This is a genomic window from Janibacter indicus, assembly GCF_900176385.1.
Classification (GTDB): Bacteria; Actinomycetota; Actinomycetes; order Actinomycetales; family Dermatophilaceae; genus Janibacter; species Janibacter indicus.
Window position 1 is genome coordinate 18,861 of record NZ_FWXN01000016.1, and the last position, 15,366, is coordinate 34,226.

Consider the following 15,366-nt stretch of genomic DNA (forward strand, 5'->3'; position numbering starts at 1 on the left):
GACACGCCCGTCTTGGGTCGGGCCGGAGGTCATCGGCCATTGCCGGAGGTTGGTGTGCCGAGGCATTTTGCGATGCCGTCGAGAATCAGGCCGACACCACGCCGGTAGGCACCTTCGGGGTCGTTGGCTTTGCCGGTCTGTTCTCCGAGGGTGCGTGAGACGCGCGAGGCGGTCGGGAACCGGGTCTGGTCGCCGATCGCGGTGGTCAGGGCCGGTTCGATGTTCGACCACCAGTCGGTGTCGTGGTCTTCGCCCGGCAGCCTGGAGTCTTGGGCGGCGCGTGTGGCGCGGGCTGTTCCCTGCACCAACGAGAGCAGGGCGGTGAGGGTGTGCTCCATCTCGACGTCGGTGAGCCCGATTCCGTCCAGGGCGCGCAACTCGGTCTCGTACTTCGTTGAGGCCCCTGGTCCGGGGACTGGGCGTCCGGCGGCGAGGTCGGTGATCCAGGGATGGGCTTGGCAACTCGCCCAGTTCGCTTCGGCGATCGCGGTGACGCGTTCCCGCCAGTCCGCGCCCTCGGGGATCGTGACGGCCTCGTAGGTCACGCCCGCGACGTGATCGAGCATGAGCTCGATGAGTTCGGCCCGGCCACCGATGTGTGGATACAGCGCCATCGCGGTGACCCCTGCTTCCTCGGCCAGTCGCCGGATTGTCACGGCGTCCAGGCCCTCTCTGTCGGCGAGGTCGACTGCCAGTGCGGTGACGCTTTGGGTGCTGATCCCGCTGCGTGGGCTCACCGGCGAGTCACGCCAGAGCAGTCCGATCAGCTTGAACTCGTCCACGCCTGTGCGCTTGGCCATCTCTGTCCTCCTCGAACTGTACGTTGTAGAATACACTGTAGAACGCGACGAGAGGAACAGCATGGATGTCGAGATGAGCCCACCCGGTTCGATCCGGGTCGAGGCGGTGCGCAAGACCTTCCCGAAGCGGGACAAACCCGCGTTGACCCGGGTCGATCTGCGCGTCGACTCCGGCCGGGTGTGCGCACTGCTGGGGGCCAATGGTGCCGGCAAAACGACCCTGGTGCGGATTCTGACGACGCTGACGGGCAAGGACTCCGGCACTGTGAGCGTCAATGGCTGGGACGTGGACCGCGATCCTGCACGGGTACGGGCATCGATCGGCGTCGTGGGGCAGTATGCCGCCCTCGACGAGGTGCTCTCAGCCAGGGAAAACCTGGAACTGTTTGCCCGGCTGATCGGGCTCTCACGTACCGCGGCCCGGTCGCGGGCAGCCACGCTCCTGGAGCAGGCGGGCCTGAGCGAGCACGGCGGGCAGAAGGTATCCGGGTTCTCCGGTGGCATGCGACGTCGCCTGGACCTCGTGACCTCGATGATCACCCGTCCCGCCGTGCTCCTCATCGATGAGCCGACCACGGGCCTCGATCCGATCGCCCGTCGCACGATCTGGAACACGGTGCGCTCGTTGGTGGACGAGGGTACTACCGTCCTGTTGACCACGCAGTACCTGGAGGAGGCCGACGAATTGGCCGATGACGTCGTGATCCTGCGCGAGGGTTCCGTGGTCGCCACCGGTGCCCCATCGGACTTGAAAACGCTCGTGGGAGAGCCACGGATGGAACTGCGCGAACCCTCCCTCGAAGACGTCTACCTGCATCTACATCGAGGGGGCGACGCAGCATGAGCGCCACGACGATCGAGCACCACGCTCCGGCCACGGGCAGCATTCTGCGCGAGGCCGTCATCCTGACCGGCCGCGCGATGCGGCACTGGCGGGCGCGACCGGTCACGTTCAGCATCCAACTGCTGTTCCCCGTCTTGGTCATGCTGCTCATGGGCGGCCTGCTCGGCGGGGCGATCGCCGGCACCACAGGCGACTACATCGTCTTCGTCGTGCCGGGCATTCTCGCCTTCACCGTGCTATCGGGAATCGAGACGACGATCACCGCTGTCACCGGAGACGCTGCCAAGACCGTCACCGACCGGTTCCGCACACTGCCCATCTCCCGCGGTTCGGTGCTGCTGGGACGGGTCTTCGCTGACATGCTCACTGCCGCCGTGGAACTCGCGGTCGTCACCACCGCAGGACTGCTGCTCGGCTGGCGTCCCGAAGGGGGCCTCGCCGATGTTGTGCTCGCCTACGTCCTGCTGCTGTGGCTGAGGTTCGGACTGCTGTGGGTCGGCGTCTGGATCGGGTTGAAGGCAGGCACACCAGAGGCGGCCACGACCGCCCAGCTTGCGATCTGGCCGGTGGCGTTCCTCTCGACTGTGTTCGTCGATCCGCGCACGATGCCGGCCTGGCTCGGAGTCGTCGCCGAATGGAACCCCCTGTCGGCGACCGCATCCGCGGCGCGTGAACTGTTCTCGGGCACCGACCTCACCGGGGTTACCTTCGTCGCCGACCACGCTGTGCTCTTCGCCATTGGCTGGCCGCTCGCGCTGACACTGGCGTTCGTGCCCCTCGCTATTCGCGCCTACCGGAGGCTGTCATGACGACCACGACCCACGATGTGATCCGCGTGCGCGGAGCCCGCCAGAACTCACTCCAAGACATCGACGTCGACGTCCCCAAGCATCAGCTCGTTGTCGTCACCGGCGTCTCCGGCTCAGGCAAGTCCTCGCTGGTGTTCGACACTATCGCCGCCGAGTCGGCGCGCCAGCTCAACGAGACGTTCTCGGCGTTTGCCCAAGGCCGGCTGCCCAGCTACGCCCACCCCGACGTCGACCTGTTGGAGAACCTCTCGGCCGTCATCGTGGTCGACCAGCAGCGCCTGACCGGCGGACCACGCTCCACGGTCGGGACCATCAGCGACATCGGCGCACGCCTGCGGCTGTTGTTCTCGCGGATCGGTCAGCCAGCGGCCGGCTACTCCAACGCCTACAGCTTCAACGACCCCGCGGGCATGTGCCCGAACTGCCAGGGGCTCGGCGTCGCAGCCTCGGTCGTGGAATCCGAGCTCGTCGACGACGACCGATCCCTCAACGAGGGCGCGATCACCTTCCCCAAGTTCAACCCGGGCACCTGGCTGTGGAAGGCCTACGCCAAGGCCGGGTTCTTCGACCCGGACATGAAGATCCGTGACTACACCTCCGAGGAACGCGAGCTGTTCCTCCATGCACCAGCCGGGGAACACACCCTGCCAGCTGGGATGGATGCGGTCGGCACCGCCTACGAAGGCCTCGTCACCCGATTCAACCGGATCTACCTCCAGCGCGAACCCGACTCGTTCAAAGGCAAGCAGCGAGAGGCGTTCGAGCGGATCGTGTCGCGTGGCCCTTGCCCCGAATGCCACGGCTCCCGACTCGCCGCGCCCGCCCGTGCCAGCCTGATCGACGGCAAGTCGATCGCCGACCTCAACGCGATGCAGATCAGCGACCTCGCCGAGCGCGTCGCCGAGGTTGACGGTGTCGGCGTGGCACCGCTGGTCGCGAACCTGCGCGTCCACCTGGAACGGATGATGACCCTCGGTCTCGGTTACCTCAGCCTCGACCGGGCCACGTCCACCCTCTCGGGAGGTGAGGCCCAACGGATCAAGATGGTCCGCCATCTCGGCAGCGCCTTGGCCGACATGCTCTACGTGTTCGACGAACCCACCGTGGGCCTGCATCCCCGCGACGTCGCCGCGCTCGGAAAGATGCTCGAAGCTCTGCGTGACCGCGGCAATACCGTGCTCGTGGTCGAGCACGATCCGGACATCATGGCCATCGCCGACCACATCATCGACCTCGGACCCGCCGCCGGAACCTCCGGCGGCCAGATCGTCTACCAAGGCGACTACGACGGCCTCACCCAGGCCGACACCCCTACCGGGCACGGACTCCGCGAGCACCGGCGCGCGACCCGGACGCGGCGTGAACCCGACGGCTGGATCAGCATCGACGATGCCACCACCAACAACCTCCAGGACGTCTCCACCCGCGTCCCGCGCGGCGTGATGACCGCAGTGACCGGAGTCGCCGGATCGGGCAAGTCCAGCCTGATCCTCGGCAACCTCCCCGCCGTCGAGCCCGACGCGATCGTCATCGACCAACGCCCCATCCGGGGATCGCGCCGCTCCAACCCAGCCACCTACACCGGCCTGCTCAACCTGATCCGTGATGTGTTTGCCAAGACCACCGGAGCACCTGCCGGGCTGTTCACCCCCAACTCCACCGGAGGATGCCCGGCCTGTGAGGGCAACGGCATCATCTACACCGACCTCGCCTTCATGGAAGGCGTGATCACCCGCTGCGAAGTTTGCGAAGGACGACGGTTCACCCCACAAGCCCAAGAACATCACGTCGCCGGCAAGACCATCGCCGACGTGTTCGAGATGAGCGTTACCGACGCGCTGGACTACTTCACCCAGCCCGCCATCAGGCTCATCCTGTCCCGGCTCCACGACGTCGGCCTCGACTACCTCACCCTCGGACAGACCCTCACCAGCCTCTCCGGCGGCGAACGTCAGCGACTCAAACTCGCCACCGAACTCGGAACCCCCGGCCGCACGATCATCCTGGACGAGCCGACCACGGGACTGCACATCGCCGATATCTCACGGCTCATCGGGCTGCTCGACCGGCTCATCGACGCCGGATCGACGCCCATCGTGATTGAGCACAACCTCGACATCATCGCCGCCGCCGACTGGATCATCGACATCGGCCCCGAAGCCGGACACGAGGGCGGACAAGTCGTCTTCGAGGGCACACCAGACCAGATGATCACGGACGGCGGGACCCACACGGCCGAACACCTACGAGCTCACGCGAAAAACTGACACGGTAAGGCCAGCCGCACTGCCTGGCTCCGGCCTGTCCTCACCACCGATTCACCGACGTCCAAGACAGACGATCTGGAGCCGGTCCACAGCTCGAGATCAAGCGGTGTCAACTCTGGCCGACACCCTCCCAAGCCATAGCCGGGTGGTGCTGGCTCTGGGCGACAAGCGGTGTCGGATGAGACCCCCGTAGCCACCAAGCGACTCACTGACCGCCTCACCGCGGTCTTTGACCGACTCACAACATGCGGGGCCGCTGTCATCGGCCTCAGCGAAGCCGGTCAGGTAGTCCAGCCGGCGATTCGTGAGTTCGCCCGTTCGAATGGCTATACCACCATTGCCGGAGGTGGCCTGAGCGCGCGCAAGGGCGTCTCCCTGCTGGTCCACGACTCTCTCAAGGCTTCTGACGTCTCCGTGAGCGACGAACTCCGCTCTGACAACAAGATCGTCGGCCAGTGGGTCGGGATGGTCGTCGAAGGACTGTGCGCGGAACCGATCCTCGTCGCTTCGGTCTACAACTACTGCCACCATCGGGCCGGCTTGGCCGACTCAGTCGCCGCGGCCGCACACCAGGTGAGCGCCGGCGCTGTGATCGCAGGTGGAGACTGGAACTTTTCGCGCACATGCGACGGCACCCCCGAGGGAAATGGCTGTGGCACTCCGGCGTTCCAGCGCCTTGAACGAGAACTCGGCTTGGTCAACGTGCTGCCCGTGGGCCCAGCGGGACGCCCTCGCGAGACGCCGTCCTGGCCCACGCACTCAGGTTCCAGCATTCCCCGCATGCCGCGGCAGCTCGATCAGGTCTTTGCAGACGCCGAGACAGCGAGGCACCTATCAGTCTCCGTGGACGGGAGCAACTTGCGCCATCACGGCAAGTATCTGTCCGATCACGCCATCTTGGCGGCCAGCATCATCCCGGATGGCCTCACCCCTTCGCGCGGAACATCGCCCGGACGATGACGGCCGTCTTGGCCCTTCCCATCGTCGGAGACTGCCTCGTCAGCTGGGCGTCGCGCAGCACCTTGAGCAACACGAGTTCGTCCTGGTCGAGTGGCTCCAGATAGCCGAATGCGGGCACGATCAGGTCAATCTCCGCCATCGACGGGGTGTAGCTCGGCCCCTTGGCGATGCGCTGTTCGCCCTTCCTGATGACGAAGTCGAGATCGATGACCCGATCAGGGGCGGGCCATCGACATGGCGCACATACCCACCGTCCTTGCGGACCAGTTCGCTTCTTCGGCAGCTGGAAGATGCGCTCCCCCAGCTTCACTGGCGCCCCACACAGGCCGCACTCCCCGTCGTACCTGGCCTTGATCCCATACCTCACTACCGGATCCACGCAGACCACTATGCACTACTAGTAGGGCAGACTTCCGCGTCTAACTGGCGTGACATCACCGGGTGCCCATTCGCCGCGACGCCGCCGACACCCAACGCCAAGAGCGCTGGGCCGCGACGCGCGCCCGCGTGGGAAGCAATGTGCGCCGACTGCGGCTCGAAGCAGATCTCACCCAGGAGGCACTGGCCCTCGAGAGCGGGCTCAGCCGCAACCACCTGATCGAGCTCGAGCACGGACGACGTGGCGTGCTGTTCGAGCGGCTCGAGGACTTGGCCGTGGTCCTCGGTGTGCCTGCTTCGACTCTTCTCGACTAAAGATCAGCGCCGCCGCTGCTTGCGTACATCGCTGCGCCGAATACGACCGCCGACAGCCTCGCTGAGCGCCACGACTGACGCCGCCAGTTGCCGCAGGTCACGGTCGTACACGCGGCCGTCATCGACGCGTTTCGTCAGGCGCTTCAGCAACGCCTGCCACTCCTCCGGCGACCGCGGATCCACCTCGACCCTGACCTCGCGCACGACCTCGACGGGACGATCGACGACACGCACTTCCGCATCACCGGACGCCGCCGCACGACGCGCAGCCCACGCCGCAGTACGGAAACTCTGCGAGCACCACTTGGGCGTCCTGCCCCGGTCGGGCACCAGGATCGGCAACCCACACCACCCACATTCGAGCAGCTGTCCGGGCCTGCGCACCCCCTTCGCCGCGGGTCGTTCTTTGCCTGCCATGACGCCCCCCTGAGGTCGCTACGTTTCGTCACAACGTAAAGGCGGCCTCCGACAATGCAAGAGGTGTGTCGGGACTGGAGTCAATGAAACTTGCTAGGTAGGCGCGACGCGATGCGGGACACGTTGATGGTCACGGATCCGGTCGCGGTCGGTTGACGTTTTCGTTCACGTCGGTGGCTAGGCTCTGGCCATCGTCGTCAGGAGGAAAATCGCGTGGCAGTCGGACTCGAGGACTTGCTGGACAAGATCTGGTTTGGCGCGCAGAACACGGTCGAGAAGGGCTCCTCGTTCGAGCACCTGATCGCGAGCTACCTGCGGACGGCTCCGGAGTTCGCGGACCGGTTCGACAACGACCCGAACGACTGGTCGCGCGAGGTCGAGGACCCGCGCTACATCATCGACCTGCTCGCCCGAATCGTCACATTGAGCCTGGAAACGATGAAGATCGTCGACGCGCTTCCCCCGCTGGCCATCAAGGAGACACAGTGACTGAGCAAGCATGGGTCATCCGTTCTGGTCGCCACGGCGAGCGGGATGTGTGGGCTATGGACAACGGCTGGTCCGGCGGAGGATGGACGGAGATTCCCGATCTCACGAATGCCCGGACCCGGGCTGACATCGAAGAGATCGTCGCCGCAACTTTCGGCACGGAGTCGCCGGGGCTCGTCTCCTCCTACACGGGCCAGCTGTACGCCCTTCGTCATCGCATGGAGGTCGGGGACATCGTGATCATGCCCCGGAAGACGGCCAAGGATCTCGCCTTCGGGCGCATCACGAGCGCATACACGTACCTGGCAGACGAGGCCGACCCGAACCGACGCCATGTGGTCGGCGTGGACTGGCAGGAGACCCTGCCACGCACCGCGGTAAAGCAGGACCTGCTGTACACCCTGGGAGGAGCGACGTCGATCTTCTCGCCGAGTCGCAACAAGGCGGTCCCTCGTCTGGAGCACCTGATGGTCCACGGCACAGACCCCGGCGCTACCGGCCTGAGCACCGGCACGGCGTCCACGGCGTGGTCTTGGGATCCTTCGGCCCAGGGCGACGCAGTTGTCGACGAACCGGAGACCACACCCGACATCGTCGAGGTGGCCGCCGACGAGATCGCTACGAAGATTGGTGAGGAGTTCGCCGGACACGACCTCGCCCACCTCGTGGCCGTGGTCCTCGAGGCGGAGGGTTTCGAGGTCATTGAGTCGCCGACGGGGGCAGACGGTGGCGTCGACATCCTGGCTGGCCGCGGTCTGCTCGGACTGGAGTCACCGAAGATCGTCGTCCAAGTCAAGACCCCTCAGGTCGGATCGGAGGTGATCTCCCAACTCACCGGGCTCGTGGCCTCCCAAGGCGCGGACTACGGACTGATCGCTACCTGGGCCGGGTTGTCCAAGCCGGCTCGTGACGCCGTCAAGCATCAGCGCTTCAAAATCAAGGTGTGGGAGTCGGCCGACATCATCGAGGCCGTCCAGAACAACTACGAGAAGTTGCCGGACGACGTGCGCGTGCGACTGCCGCTGCAGCGGGTGTGGATGCTCGCGCGCTGACTCCTACGGTCACCCTGTCGCTGCACATCGTTCGTGTGGAGGCGCGCACCCTTGAGCATCCACCGACTTGGGTGGACACTGCGCGGCAAGGCTGGGTCAGCCTGCAGTGCTCCGGTGACCGGCACTTCCTAGCGGCGAAAAGGGGCCGCTCAGCCTCTGAGCCAACGGTTGCCAGACAAGGCGCTCAGCACCGTTCTGAACCGCACTGGGTCTGCTGGAGGCTCGGGCTATTGGATTCCGACCAAGGGGTGGTCGGACCGTTGCGTAGCGTAGAACGCTTCCTCGAACTCTGCTGGCGGGACGTCGCCCAGGTAGCCGTGGAGGCGGTCGTGGTTGTGCCAGTGGACCCAGGACAGGGTGGCGAGCTCGACATCCTCGATACTCTTCCAGGGCCGTCCCTGGCGTGCGGGGCCGCGGATTAGCTCGGCCTTGTAGTAGCCGTTCACGGTCTCGGCAAGGGCGTTATCGTACGAATCCCCGACGGTGCCGATCGAGGGCACCGCACCGATCTCAGCCAGTCGTTCTCCGTAGCGAATCGACGTGAATTGGCTGCCCGCGTCGCTGTGACACCGCAGCCCGTCGAGCTGGGTGCCGCGTGACCACCTGGCCATCTCGATGGCGTCGAGGACCATCGTGGTCCTCATGTGCGAGGCGACTCGCCACCCGACGATCGTGCGGGAGTAGGCGTCGATGATGAAGCAGACGTAGGCGACGCCGGCCCAGGTCGGCACGAAGGTCAGATCTGTGACCCACAACTGGTTCGGCGCGGTGGCGGTGAAGTCGCGGCCCACCAGGTCCGGGTGCCGCGGCATGCCCGGGTCTGGCGTGGTGGTGCGCACCCGCTTGGTGCGCCGCACGCCCTCGATACCCTCGGCGCGCATCAGCCGGGCGACCTGGTCGCGGCCGATGTCGTGACCAGAGCGTCGCGCGGCCTTCCAGATCTTCCGTGCCCCGTAGACCCGGTAGTTGGCTTCCCACAGCTGCCGCACCACCGGGCCCATCACCGCGTCACGTCGGGCACGGGCCGATGGCTGCCGGCTCTTGACCTGGTAGTAGCTGCTGGGGGCCACCTGCAGCACGCTGCAGATGAGCTCGACCCCCAGCCGCCGACCCGCGACGACGTCGTCGCGGTTGGCGTCGATGAACGCGGCTACTTCTTGTGCTGGCGGTCGAGCTCCGCCCCGAAGAAACTGGCGGCCCTCTTCAAGATTTCGTTGGCGCGCTTGAGCTCACGGTTCTCCTGCTCCAGAGCCTTCATCTTCGCCGCGTCACTGGTACTGATGCCCGCGACGTGGCCCTCGTCGATATCAGCTTGACGGACCCAGGACCGCACCGACTCGGTGCCGTACCCCAACTGCTGGGCGACGCGCTGGACCGTGCCGTGCTCTGTGCCTAGCTCTGCGCGCAGAGTCCTGACCATCCGCACCGCAGCGGCCTTCTCGTCGGGGCTGTAGCGACGCGTGGTCGGCTTCCCCGGGGTGGTGTCCTTCGGCATGAGTACATCCTCGTTTCCAAACGATGGAGACTCCAACCAACCCAGTGCGGTTCATTCTGAAAGAGTTTGGGTAGAAGTGTCCGGGAGGTCCGGGAGTGGCCCCTTCGTGTGCCTAGTGCTAGTGAACAAGGAGGCCCACATGACCACCACCCACTCCCGCCGACAGTTCGAGACCCTCAACCAGGCCGCCGAACGGACCGGCCTCAGCGTCCGGACCCTGCGCCGTCGCATCGCCGCCGGGCTCCTGCCGGCCTACCGAAGCGGCCCGCGCGTGCTCCGCGTCGATCCTGCCGACGTCGATCGCTTGATGGTGCGGGTACCCACCGCGTAGACGGCGCTGGCCGCAAGTCTGGATGCGTTACGCGAGCTGGCATGGGCTGACCTCACGAAGGCTTGCGAGCAACCACAACGCGAACCGATTCGCGATCCTGCAGCCACCGCTGAGCATCCGGGGCGATGTAGCCCATGGCGGTCTCCGCACGAACAAGATCCGCCACGAGGTCCCGGCGGTGAATGGGTTCGTGGTGTGCCGCGCGATTGCGCAGGAAGTGCAATTGCTCGATGTGAGCCTCGATGGTCTTGCGAGCGGTCGCCAGATCTCCGTCGACCCCAGGGAAAGCGCTGTGCAGGCTCGGGATCCACAGCGAGGTCAGATACTTGCGCGCCAGCAGGTATCGCCAGAAACCCAGACTCAGTTCGGCGACGACGTGGCCGTGGGTGACGCGGCGGCCGCCGCGGGACGCCCTCCACCGTGCAGTCACGATGTCCTTCTGGCCGCGGGGGTCCAGCGGTACCTCATCCAGCCAGTCGGACCACCCCTTGCGCTGGGCCAGGTCGTCCAACTGCGCGTCAAGCGCGTTGCGAAGGACGACCTCCACCATGGCGGACACCGACAGGACCGCGGATGACGCGTCCATGTTCCACTCGTACAGGTCAAAGGCCCCATCCAGATCGCCGTCGGCGGCCTTCATGTAGGACCCCAGCCGCTCATTCGTCAGAAGTCGACGAAGGGTCTCCCGGTCAACGTGCGGTGGCATCCTCTCCCTTCTTACGTGTATCTTGATGCGTGAAGACCCCGGAACGATCCCTGGCTCAGGCCATATCGCCGGGGTTTCGTCATGTGGCCGGGGACTAGGCTGCTCGGCCCTTCGGGCGCGGAGCGTGGCGTGCCACCGAGCAGCCTAGTCCCCGGCCACGACACCGACGCCCGTCTCGTGAAGTCGGCGGCGCGAGTCCGCTTTGAGAGACGCGGGCCGTACCGAACACCTCCGCCTCGCGCCATGCGCGCCGAGACCAAACTGTGCGAAGACGATAGCGAGCGGTCCTACTCGAGAGTGTTCACGACAAGATCGTGGGATCGAGGTCATGCAGGTCGAGCCACGAGTAGTACCCCGGCACCTGCTCGCCCGTGGACCATATGTACGGTCCCTCAGGGCCATCCGTCGCCAGACTCGCAATGCATGTCAATACCTCTTTGAGGAGCAGAGTGAGTACCTCGTCGGACAAGTCAGGACGGTATGCGAGTCCATACGAGTAGCCGCCCGGTTTTGCTTCAGCAGCGATGTACGCCACCGAACCTTCTGACGGCCCCTCTGTGACGATCCGGGGGGACTCCTCGACTCGAAAGCCGGCCTCGGCGAGCGGGACCAGCGGCTCAGGTATCTCGGTCATAGGCAGGCAACCTACCGACTGTCAGCTGAGGACCCCAGCGCAGCGGAGACTTGTTAGTAGGGCAGGTGCTCCCACGTCACACTGTGAGCAGTGGCTCTCTTCTGCATGTCTTCGAAGAAGGAGTAGCCCTGGTCGACGTCTGAGAAATCGCGCTCGTGGAACTCGCCGTCGTACGTCTTCCAGGTGACCCGGTAGGTTACGGGCACCCCGTCGACTGTCCATTTGTGCCCGTCCCACTGCTTCCCGCCACGGTCCGTCTCGTCGGTGTCGCCGCTCTCCACGTGATCGTGATCGCCGCCGAAGGTACTGGTCAGCCTGTCGAAGAAGCCCATTGCTCGATAGTCTCAGGACCCGCACTCCGTATGGAGCGAAGTCCCGCCTCGTGGTGTGCGTAGACGATCGTGGGACGCGACGGGATGATGGTTCTGGTCCACTGAGTCGGGAGGGGCTGCGCAATGGGTCGACCAGCGAAGGCAACGGCCATCGAGTTATCTGCAGTTGCCTACGGCCACCGGAAGCGGCCTCTGCTGTTTGAGGATGTCTCGCTGGCCGTGGCGGGTGGTGAGTCGGTCGCGCTCATGGGGCCCAGCGGCGTCGGTAAGTCCACGTTGCTCTCCCTCGCGCTGGGGATTTTGTCCCCTGCGCGGGGGCGGGTGACGGTGGCTGGTCAGGATTGGTCGTCGTTGTCGAAGTCCGTTCGAGCACGGCACCGCGCTGCCCAAATCGGGATGGTTTTTCAGTTCGGCGAGTTGCTTGATGAGTTGAGCCCGGTTGAGAACGTGGCTCTGCCGATGATGTGGTCCGGGAAGGATGGTCGCGAGGCGGTCGAGCGAGCAGAGGAGTTGCTGGAGCGACTGGGTGTCCACACGTCTGCGTCGACGACGGACGTGGTCTCTGGCGGGGAACGACAGCGGATCGCTGTCGCCCGTGCCTTGATCAGCGACCCTCAGGTGGTCCTGGCCGACGAACCGACGGGATCGCTGGACAGCGACAACGCGAACGCGCTGGCCGACGTGCTCTTCGGTCTGCCCCGCGAGCAGGGATGCGCGCTACTGGTGGTGACTCATTCGGCTGAGATCGCCGCTCGGGCCGACCGTGTGCTGCGCTTGTCCTCTGCGGGGACCCTCGCGGCTGATCGTGCTGCATGACGGGGCTGCTGTGGCGAGCCTCGGCTTGGCGCCACACCTTTGTGTGGGCATTCGCCGCTGGGATGGGTCTGGCCCTCGCTGCCATGGTCGCTGCGACCGCGTACGGGGTGTACGAGGTCCGGGCCGCCGGTGACGGCGCCCGTTATCCGGTCCAGGGCTCAGGGGTGTCCGCCGCGAGCACGACGAGCCTGAGTGCGGCTTGGGACGATGCGCCCGGGCAGGGGCAGTTCAGCGTGGTCACGCTGTATCCGGGAAGCTCCGACGCTCCATTGCCTCCAGGGCTGCCTGCGGGCCTGGCGCCAGGAGATGTGGTCCTCTCCCCGCACCTGATGGAGCTTGATGAGTCCCAGAAGCTCCAAGAGCGCTACGGCCCCGTCAGCGGCACGATCGCGGCAGAGGGCCTGGGTGCCCCCGACGAGAACCTCGTCTACATCATCGGGGAAGGGAAACCTCCCTCCGGCGCACAACGGGTGAGCGAGTTCGGTGCGCCGATCTCGCCTTGGGCGGTGGGCTCATCGTCGGCGTTCTTTGGTGAGTCCCTGACGATCCAGACGCTCAGTGCTGTGCTTCCGGCGGTTGCCGTTCTTGTCGTCCTGCCCGCGATCGGACTCGCAGTGTCCTGCGCCCGGAGGGTCGCAGATCGCCGCCGCCGACGAGACGGTGTTCTCGAAGCACTCGGGGCCCCGGTCCGCTTTCGCTGGACCATCACGCTCCGGTCGGCCCTTCCGGGACTGCTCGCCGGGTCCTGTCTTGCCGCTGTCGCGGTCTGGGCGTGGTCGAGATCCCAACCGACCGTGCCCTACGTGGACTTCGTCGTCTCACCCGAAACGCTCCCCATCCCGCGAACTGTGCTCGTCACGCTGGCGGCACTCGGCATCGGGTTGGGGTGTTTCGCGTTCCCGGGCCGACGGGGGCCCGGTCACACCCGTCCGGGACCGGCTCGCTCTCATCTGTCTGCCGCGTGGATGCTCGCCGGACCGGTCGCCGTTGCACTCGCCTCCTGGCTGCCCGATCAGGTAGCGCCACCGCCGGGCCCGCTCAACGTGATCCTCCGGTGGGGACTGTCCATCGCCAGCCTCGTCGCAGTGGCCGTCAGCGTGAGCGCAGCCCTGATCGCTCTTGGCACTTGGCTGCGTGAACAGGGACACCGCCGTGGACGTGTCTCTCCGCTGATCACCGGAGCATCACTGCAAGCGATGGGACGAAACATCCTCGTCCTCACCCTCGCCGTCGGCAGCATGTGCTTCGCCGCCTTCTTCGCGGCACAGTACGCCGCGCTCGGACAATCGTTCTCGGTGGAAGGTCGCAGTCTCAACCAAGTCATCGGTCCGTCGGTCGCCGTTGTCGAGATGCCAGAGGAACCCGCAGCACGTCGATTCCTTCAGTCCGTGCCCGACGGGCTTGAGGTCGTCAGTGTCCGCGGCAGCACACTCACGGGCCAGTGCACGGGCCTGGAGCACCTCGGCTTCGCCTGCGACTCCACAGATCGCCAATCGCCAGCCTCGGCTGTCCTCCAAGCCGCGAACCTGCCGCCCGAGGCCACAGCCCGCACCGGGCAACCGCGCCCCCAAGAAGGCGAATACCTCCTGGTCGACACCACCGGCGCCGCCGTCGACGTCCCCGAACTCAAGAAGCTCGCCTACCAGGCCAGCGGTCAGGTCACCCCCGTCGGCGAGCTCGCCTCCCGGTGGATCACCGCGACGAACGGGCTGCTCCATCAACTCCGATGGGTGTCCGTCTGGGCGGCTGTCGGTCTGACCCTGGGTCTGGCTGGCGTCCTGATCGCCTTCCTCGGAACCCAGGCCGAGCAGAGCCGCCGGATCGCCCCGGTGCTGGCGCTCTTCGGACCCGCCCGCGCCCGCACAGCCATCATCGTCGGCCTCACCACTGGCCTGCCCCTGCTGACAGCAGGCGTGGCATCCATCTTCGCCCACCTCGCGCAGTCCGCGCCCTTCCTCGCCCGCATCGACATGCCCGGTGCCTTCATCCCATTGACGCTCACCCTGATGGCCCTCGTCCTGATCGCAGCCATGCTCATGTCGATCGTCGCCGCGTGGAAAACCCTCGAAGATGCCGAGGACTGGACGCCCGGCGGGAAGTAACCGCTGACCGACCGGGAAGTAGGGCTCATCGTCAAACGCGACACCGCAGGCCACCGGACTGCTCAACGCAGCGACACCAGTGTCGAGAAGCGCTCTAAATTGGAGCAACGCGATTTCTATCTAAGATACGAAGATTCTGGTTGGCGCACTCCGCCGATGAGGCCGTGTGGCATGATGTCGCGTCCAGCCAAGGTGGTCGGCGCTACTGGCTGTCAAAGGCCGATGGCTCGTTGATAATCAGCCCTGGCGGGTATCTGGCGCGGTCAGGAGTCCTGTGACTGGACGGTGGCGTTGTGGCGGTAGAACGTGGCGCGGGACCACCCCACGAGTTGGGCTGCGTCTGTGGCGGTGCGTCCTTTGGCGCGTGCATCGTTGACGATCGCGAGCTTCTCGGCGATCACGGCTGGCTCGACGCGGGGTCGCCCGAACTGGGTGCCGGAGGCTTTGGCTGCGGCGATGCCGGCATTGACCCGTTCTGTGATCAGCTCCCGCTCGTATTCAGCCAAGGTGGCGAGCATGTTCAGTGAACCGCCCCGGCGTGTCCGGAGGCTCCGTTCCTTGGGAAGGATGGAGTCATGTCAGGGAGTACATCGAAGAGGTATCCGGCCGAGCTGCGTGA

The 15,366-nt window shown here is 65.9% G+C and carries 18 protein-coding genes and 1 other annotated feature; of the genes, 10 read left to right on the forward strand and 8 right to left on the reverse strand.

Features of this window, described 5'->3' with window-relative positions:
- Nucleotides 1-29: 29 nt before the first annotated feature.
- Complete coding sequence (locus B9B60_RS16215) at nt 30-800, reverse strand: TetR/AcrR family transcriptional regulator (RefSeq protein WP_084453055.1); 771 nt, start codon at nt 798-800, stop codon at nt 30-32.
- Nucleotides 801-861: 61 nt separating this feature from the next.
- Between B9B60_RS16215 and B9B60_RS16220 the strand changes: the two genes are divergently transcribed.
- The 4 genes from B9B60_RS16220 (at nt 862) to B9B60_RS17030 (ending at nt 5,680) form a co-directional block, all read left to right on the forward strand.
- Nucleotides 862-1,644, forward strand: coding sequence for an ABC transporter ATP-binding protein (locus B9B60_RS16220; protein WP_084453096.1), 783 nt, complete (start codon nt 862-864; stop codon nt 1,642-1,644).
- On the forward strand, nt 1,641-2,453 hold the full coding sequence (locus B9B60_RS16225) for an ABC transporter permease (protein WP_084453057.1): 813 nt from the start codon (nt 1,641-1,643) through the stop codon (nt 2,451-2,453). The genes B9B60_RS16220 and B9B60_RS16225 overlap by 4 nt, the downstream gene beginning before the upstream one ends.
- Entirely contained in the window at nt 2,450-4,720 is a 2,271-nt protein-coding gene (locus B9B60_RS16230; protein ID WP_084453059.1) for an ATP-binding cassette domain-containing protein, read from the forward strand. Before B9B60_RS16225 ends, B9B60_RS16230 begins: the two co-directional genes overlap by 4 nt.
- A 171-nt stretch (nt 4,721-4,891) precedes the next feature.
- Nucleotides 4,892-5,680 carry an endonuclease/exonuclease/phosphatase family protein gene (locus B9B60_RS17030; RefSeq protein WP_143445631.1) on the forward strand — a complete coding sequence of 263 codons (789 nt, stop codon included), beginning with the start codon at nt 4,892-4,894 and terminating at the stop codon, nt 5,678-5,680.
- On the opposite strand, the gene B9B60_RS16235 is transcribed toward B9B60_RS17030, so the two are convergent.
- A complete protein-coding gene (locus tag B9B60_RS16235; RefSeq protein ID WP_143445632.1) occupies nt 5,646-5,990 on the reverse strand; it encodes a hypothetical protein in 345 nt (114 codons plus the stop codon). The two genes, B9B60_RS17030 and B9B60_RS16235, sit on opposite strands and share 35 nt — an antisense overlap.
- Before the next feature lie 131 nt (nt 5,991-6,121).
- Here B9B60_RS16235 and B9B60_RS16240 point away from each other — a divergent pair, with 131 nt between their 5' ends.
- Entirely contained in the window at nt 6,122-6,373 is a 252-nt protein-coding gene (locus B9B60_RS16240; RefSeq protein ID WP_200811260.1) for a helix-turn-helix domain-containing protein, read from the forward strand.
- A 3-nt stretch (nt 6,374-6,376) separates the two neighbouring features.
- Here B9B60_RS16240 and B9B60_RS16245 read toward each other — a convergent pair whose 3' ends face one another.
- The gene (locus tag B9B60_RS16245) at nt 6,377-6,715 is read right to left on the reverse strand and encodes a hypothetical protein (RefSeq protein ID WP_159451241.1); all 339 of its coding nucleotides are present in this window, start codon (nt 6,713-6,715) and stop codon (nt 6,377-6,379) included.
- Between the two features lie 288 nt (nt 6,716-7,003).
- On the opposite strand from B9B60_RS16245, the gene B9B60_RS16250 reads away from it, so the two are divergent.
- Nucleotides 7,004-7,279, forward strand: a complete 276-nt coding sequence (locus B9B60_RS16250) for a PDDEXK family nuclease (RefSeq protein WP_084453075.1) — start codon at nt 7,004-7,006, stop codon at nt 7,277-7,279.
- On the forward strand, nt 7,276-8,331 hold the full coding sequence (locus tag B9B60_RS16255; RefSeq protein ID WP_234993909.1) for a restriction endonuclease: 1,056 nt from the start codon (nt 7,276-7,278) through the stop codon (nt 8,329-8,331). Before B9B60_RS16250 ends, B9B60_RS16255 begins: the two co-directional genes overlap by 4 nt.
- Before the next feature lie 227 nt (nt 8,332-8,558).
- On the opposite strand, the gene B9B60_RS16260 is transcribed toward B9B60_RS16255, so the two are convergent.
- Nucleotides 8,559-9,826, reverse strand: a protein-coding gene (locus tag B9B60_RS16260) for an IS3-like element ISTesp1 family transposase (protein WP_143445633.1) whose coding sequence is annotated in 2 segments (ribosomal slippage) — nt 8,559-9,523 and nt 9,523-9,826 — 1,269 coding nt in all. Because the reading frame shifts where the segments join, the coding sequence is not laid out codon by codon here.
- Nucleotides 9,393-9,527, reverse strand: a sequence feature (AL1L pseudoknot). (Overlaps the previous gene by 135 nt.)
- Nucleotides 9,827-9,965: 139 nt before the next feature.
- On the opposite strand from B9B60_RS16260, the gene B9B60_RS16265 reads away from it, so the two are divergent.
- A complete protein-coding gene (locus B9B60_RS16265; protein WP_084453098.1) occupies nt 9,966-10,157 on the forward strand; it encodes a helix-turn-helix transcriptional regulator in 192 nt (63 codons plus the stop codon).
- Between the two features lie 52 nt (nt 10,158-10,209).
- On the opposite strand, the gene B9B60_RS16270 is transcribed toward B9B60_RS16265, so the two are convergent.
- From B9B60_RS16270 to B9B60_RS16280, 3 genes are all read right to left on the reverse strand, one after another.
- A complete protein-coding gene (locus B9B60_RS16270; protein WP_084453079.1) occupies nt 10,210-10,797 on the reverse strand; it encodes a hypothetical protein in 588 nt (195 codons plus the stop codon).
- 367 nt (nt 10,798-11,164) lie between these two features.
- Nucleotides 11,165-11,497 (reverse strand): hypothetical protein, encoded by a 333-nt coding sequence (locus B9B60_RS16275; protein WP_084453081.1) that lies wholly within the window; start codon nt 11,495-11,497, stop codon nt 11,165-11,167.
- Nucleotides 11,498-11,550: 53 nt separating this feature from the next.
- Nucleotides 11,551-11,829 (reverse strand): hypothetical protein, encoded by a 279-nt coding sequence (locus tag B9B60_RS16280; RefSeq protein ID WP_084453083.1) that lies wholly within the window; start codon nt 11,827-11,829, stop codon nt 11,551-11,553.
- A 123-nt stretch (nt 11,830-11,952) separates the two neighbouring features.
- Between B9B60_RS16280 and B9B60_RS16285 the strand changes: the two genes are divergently transcribed.
- Both B9B60_RS16285 and B9B60_RS16290 read left to right on the forward strand, forming a co-directional pair.
- Nucleotides 11,953-12,645 (forward strand): ABC transporter ATP-binding protein, encoded by a 693-nt coding sequence (locus B9B60_RS16285; protein ID WP_084453085.1) that lies wholly within the window; start codon nt 11,953-11,955, stop codon nt 12,643-12,645.
- Nucleotides 12,642-14,747 carry a hypothetical protein gene (locus B9B60_RS16290; protein WP_084453087.1) on the forward strand — a complete coding sequence of 702 codons (2,106 nt, stop codon included), beginning with the start codon at nt 12,642-12,644 and terminating at the stop codon, nt 14,745-14,747. Before B9B60_RS16285 ends, B9B60_RS16290 begins: the two co-directional genes overlap by 4 nt.
- Before the next feature lie 263 nt (nt 14,748-15,010).
- Here the strand turns inward: B9B60_RS16290 and B9B60_RS16295 are convergent, their stop codons facing one another.
- The gene (locus B9B60_RS16295; RefSeq protein ID WP_456152092.1) at nt 15,011-15,253 is read right to left on the reverse strand and encodes a hypothetical protein; all 243 of its coding nucleotides are present in this window, start codon (nt 15,251-15,253) and stop codon (nt 15,011-15,013) included.
- Nucleotides 15,254-15,366 lie beyond the last annotated feature (113 nt).

Coding starts and splice junctions, on each gene's coding strand:
- B9B60_RS16275 (WP_084453081.1), bottom strand. CDS start 11,497: ATGACCGAGATACCTGAGCCGCTGGTCCCGCTCGCCGAGGCCGGCTTT.
- B9B60_RS16225 (WP_084453057.1), top strand. CDS start 1,641: ATGAGCGCCACGACGATCGAGCACCACGCTCCGGCCACGGGCAGCATT.
- B9B60_RS16215 (WP_084453055.1), bottom strand. CDS start 800: ATGGCCAAGCGCACAGGCGTGGACGAGTTCAAGCTGATCGGACTGCTC.
- B9B60_RS16290 (WP_084453087.1), top strand. CDS start 12,642: ATGACGGGGCTGCTGTGGCGAGCCTCGGCTTGGCGCCACACCTTTGTG.
- B9B60_RS16220 (WP_084453096.1), top strand. CDS start 862: ATGGATGTCGAGATGAGCCCACCCGGTTCGATCCGGGTCGAGGCGGTG.
- B9B60_RS16230 (WP_084453059.1), top strand. CDS start 2,450: ATGACGACCACGACCCACGATGTGATCCGCGTGCGCGGAGCCCGCCAG.
- B9B60_RS16265 (WP_084453098.1), top strand. CDS start 9,966: ATGACCACCACCCACTCCCGCCGACAGTTCGAGACCCTCAACCAGGCC.
- B9B60_RS16270 (WP_084453079.1), bottom strand. CDS start 10,797: ATGAAGGCCGCCGACGGCGATCTGGATGGGGCCTTTGACCTGTACGAG.
- B9B60_RS16285 (WP_084453085.1), top strand. CDS start 11,953: ATGGGTCGACCAGCGAAGGCAACGGCCATCGAGTTATCTGCAGTTGCC.
- B9B60_RS16280 (WP_084453083.1), bottom strand. CDS start 11,829: ATGGGCTTCTTCGACAGGCTGACCAGTACCTTCGGCGGCGATCACGAT.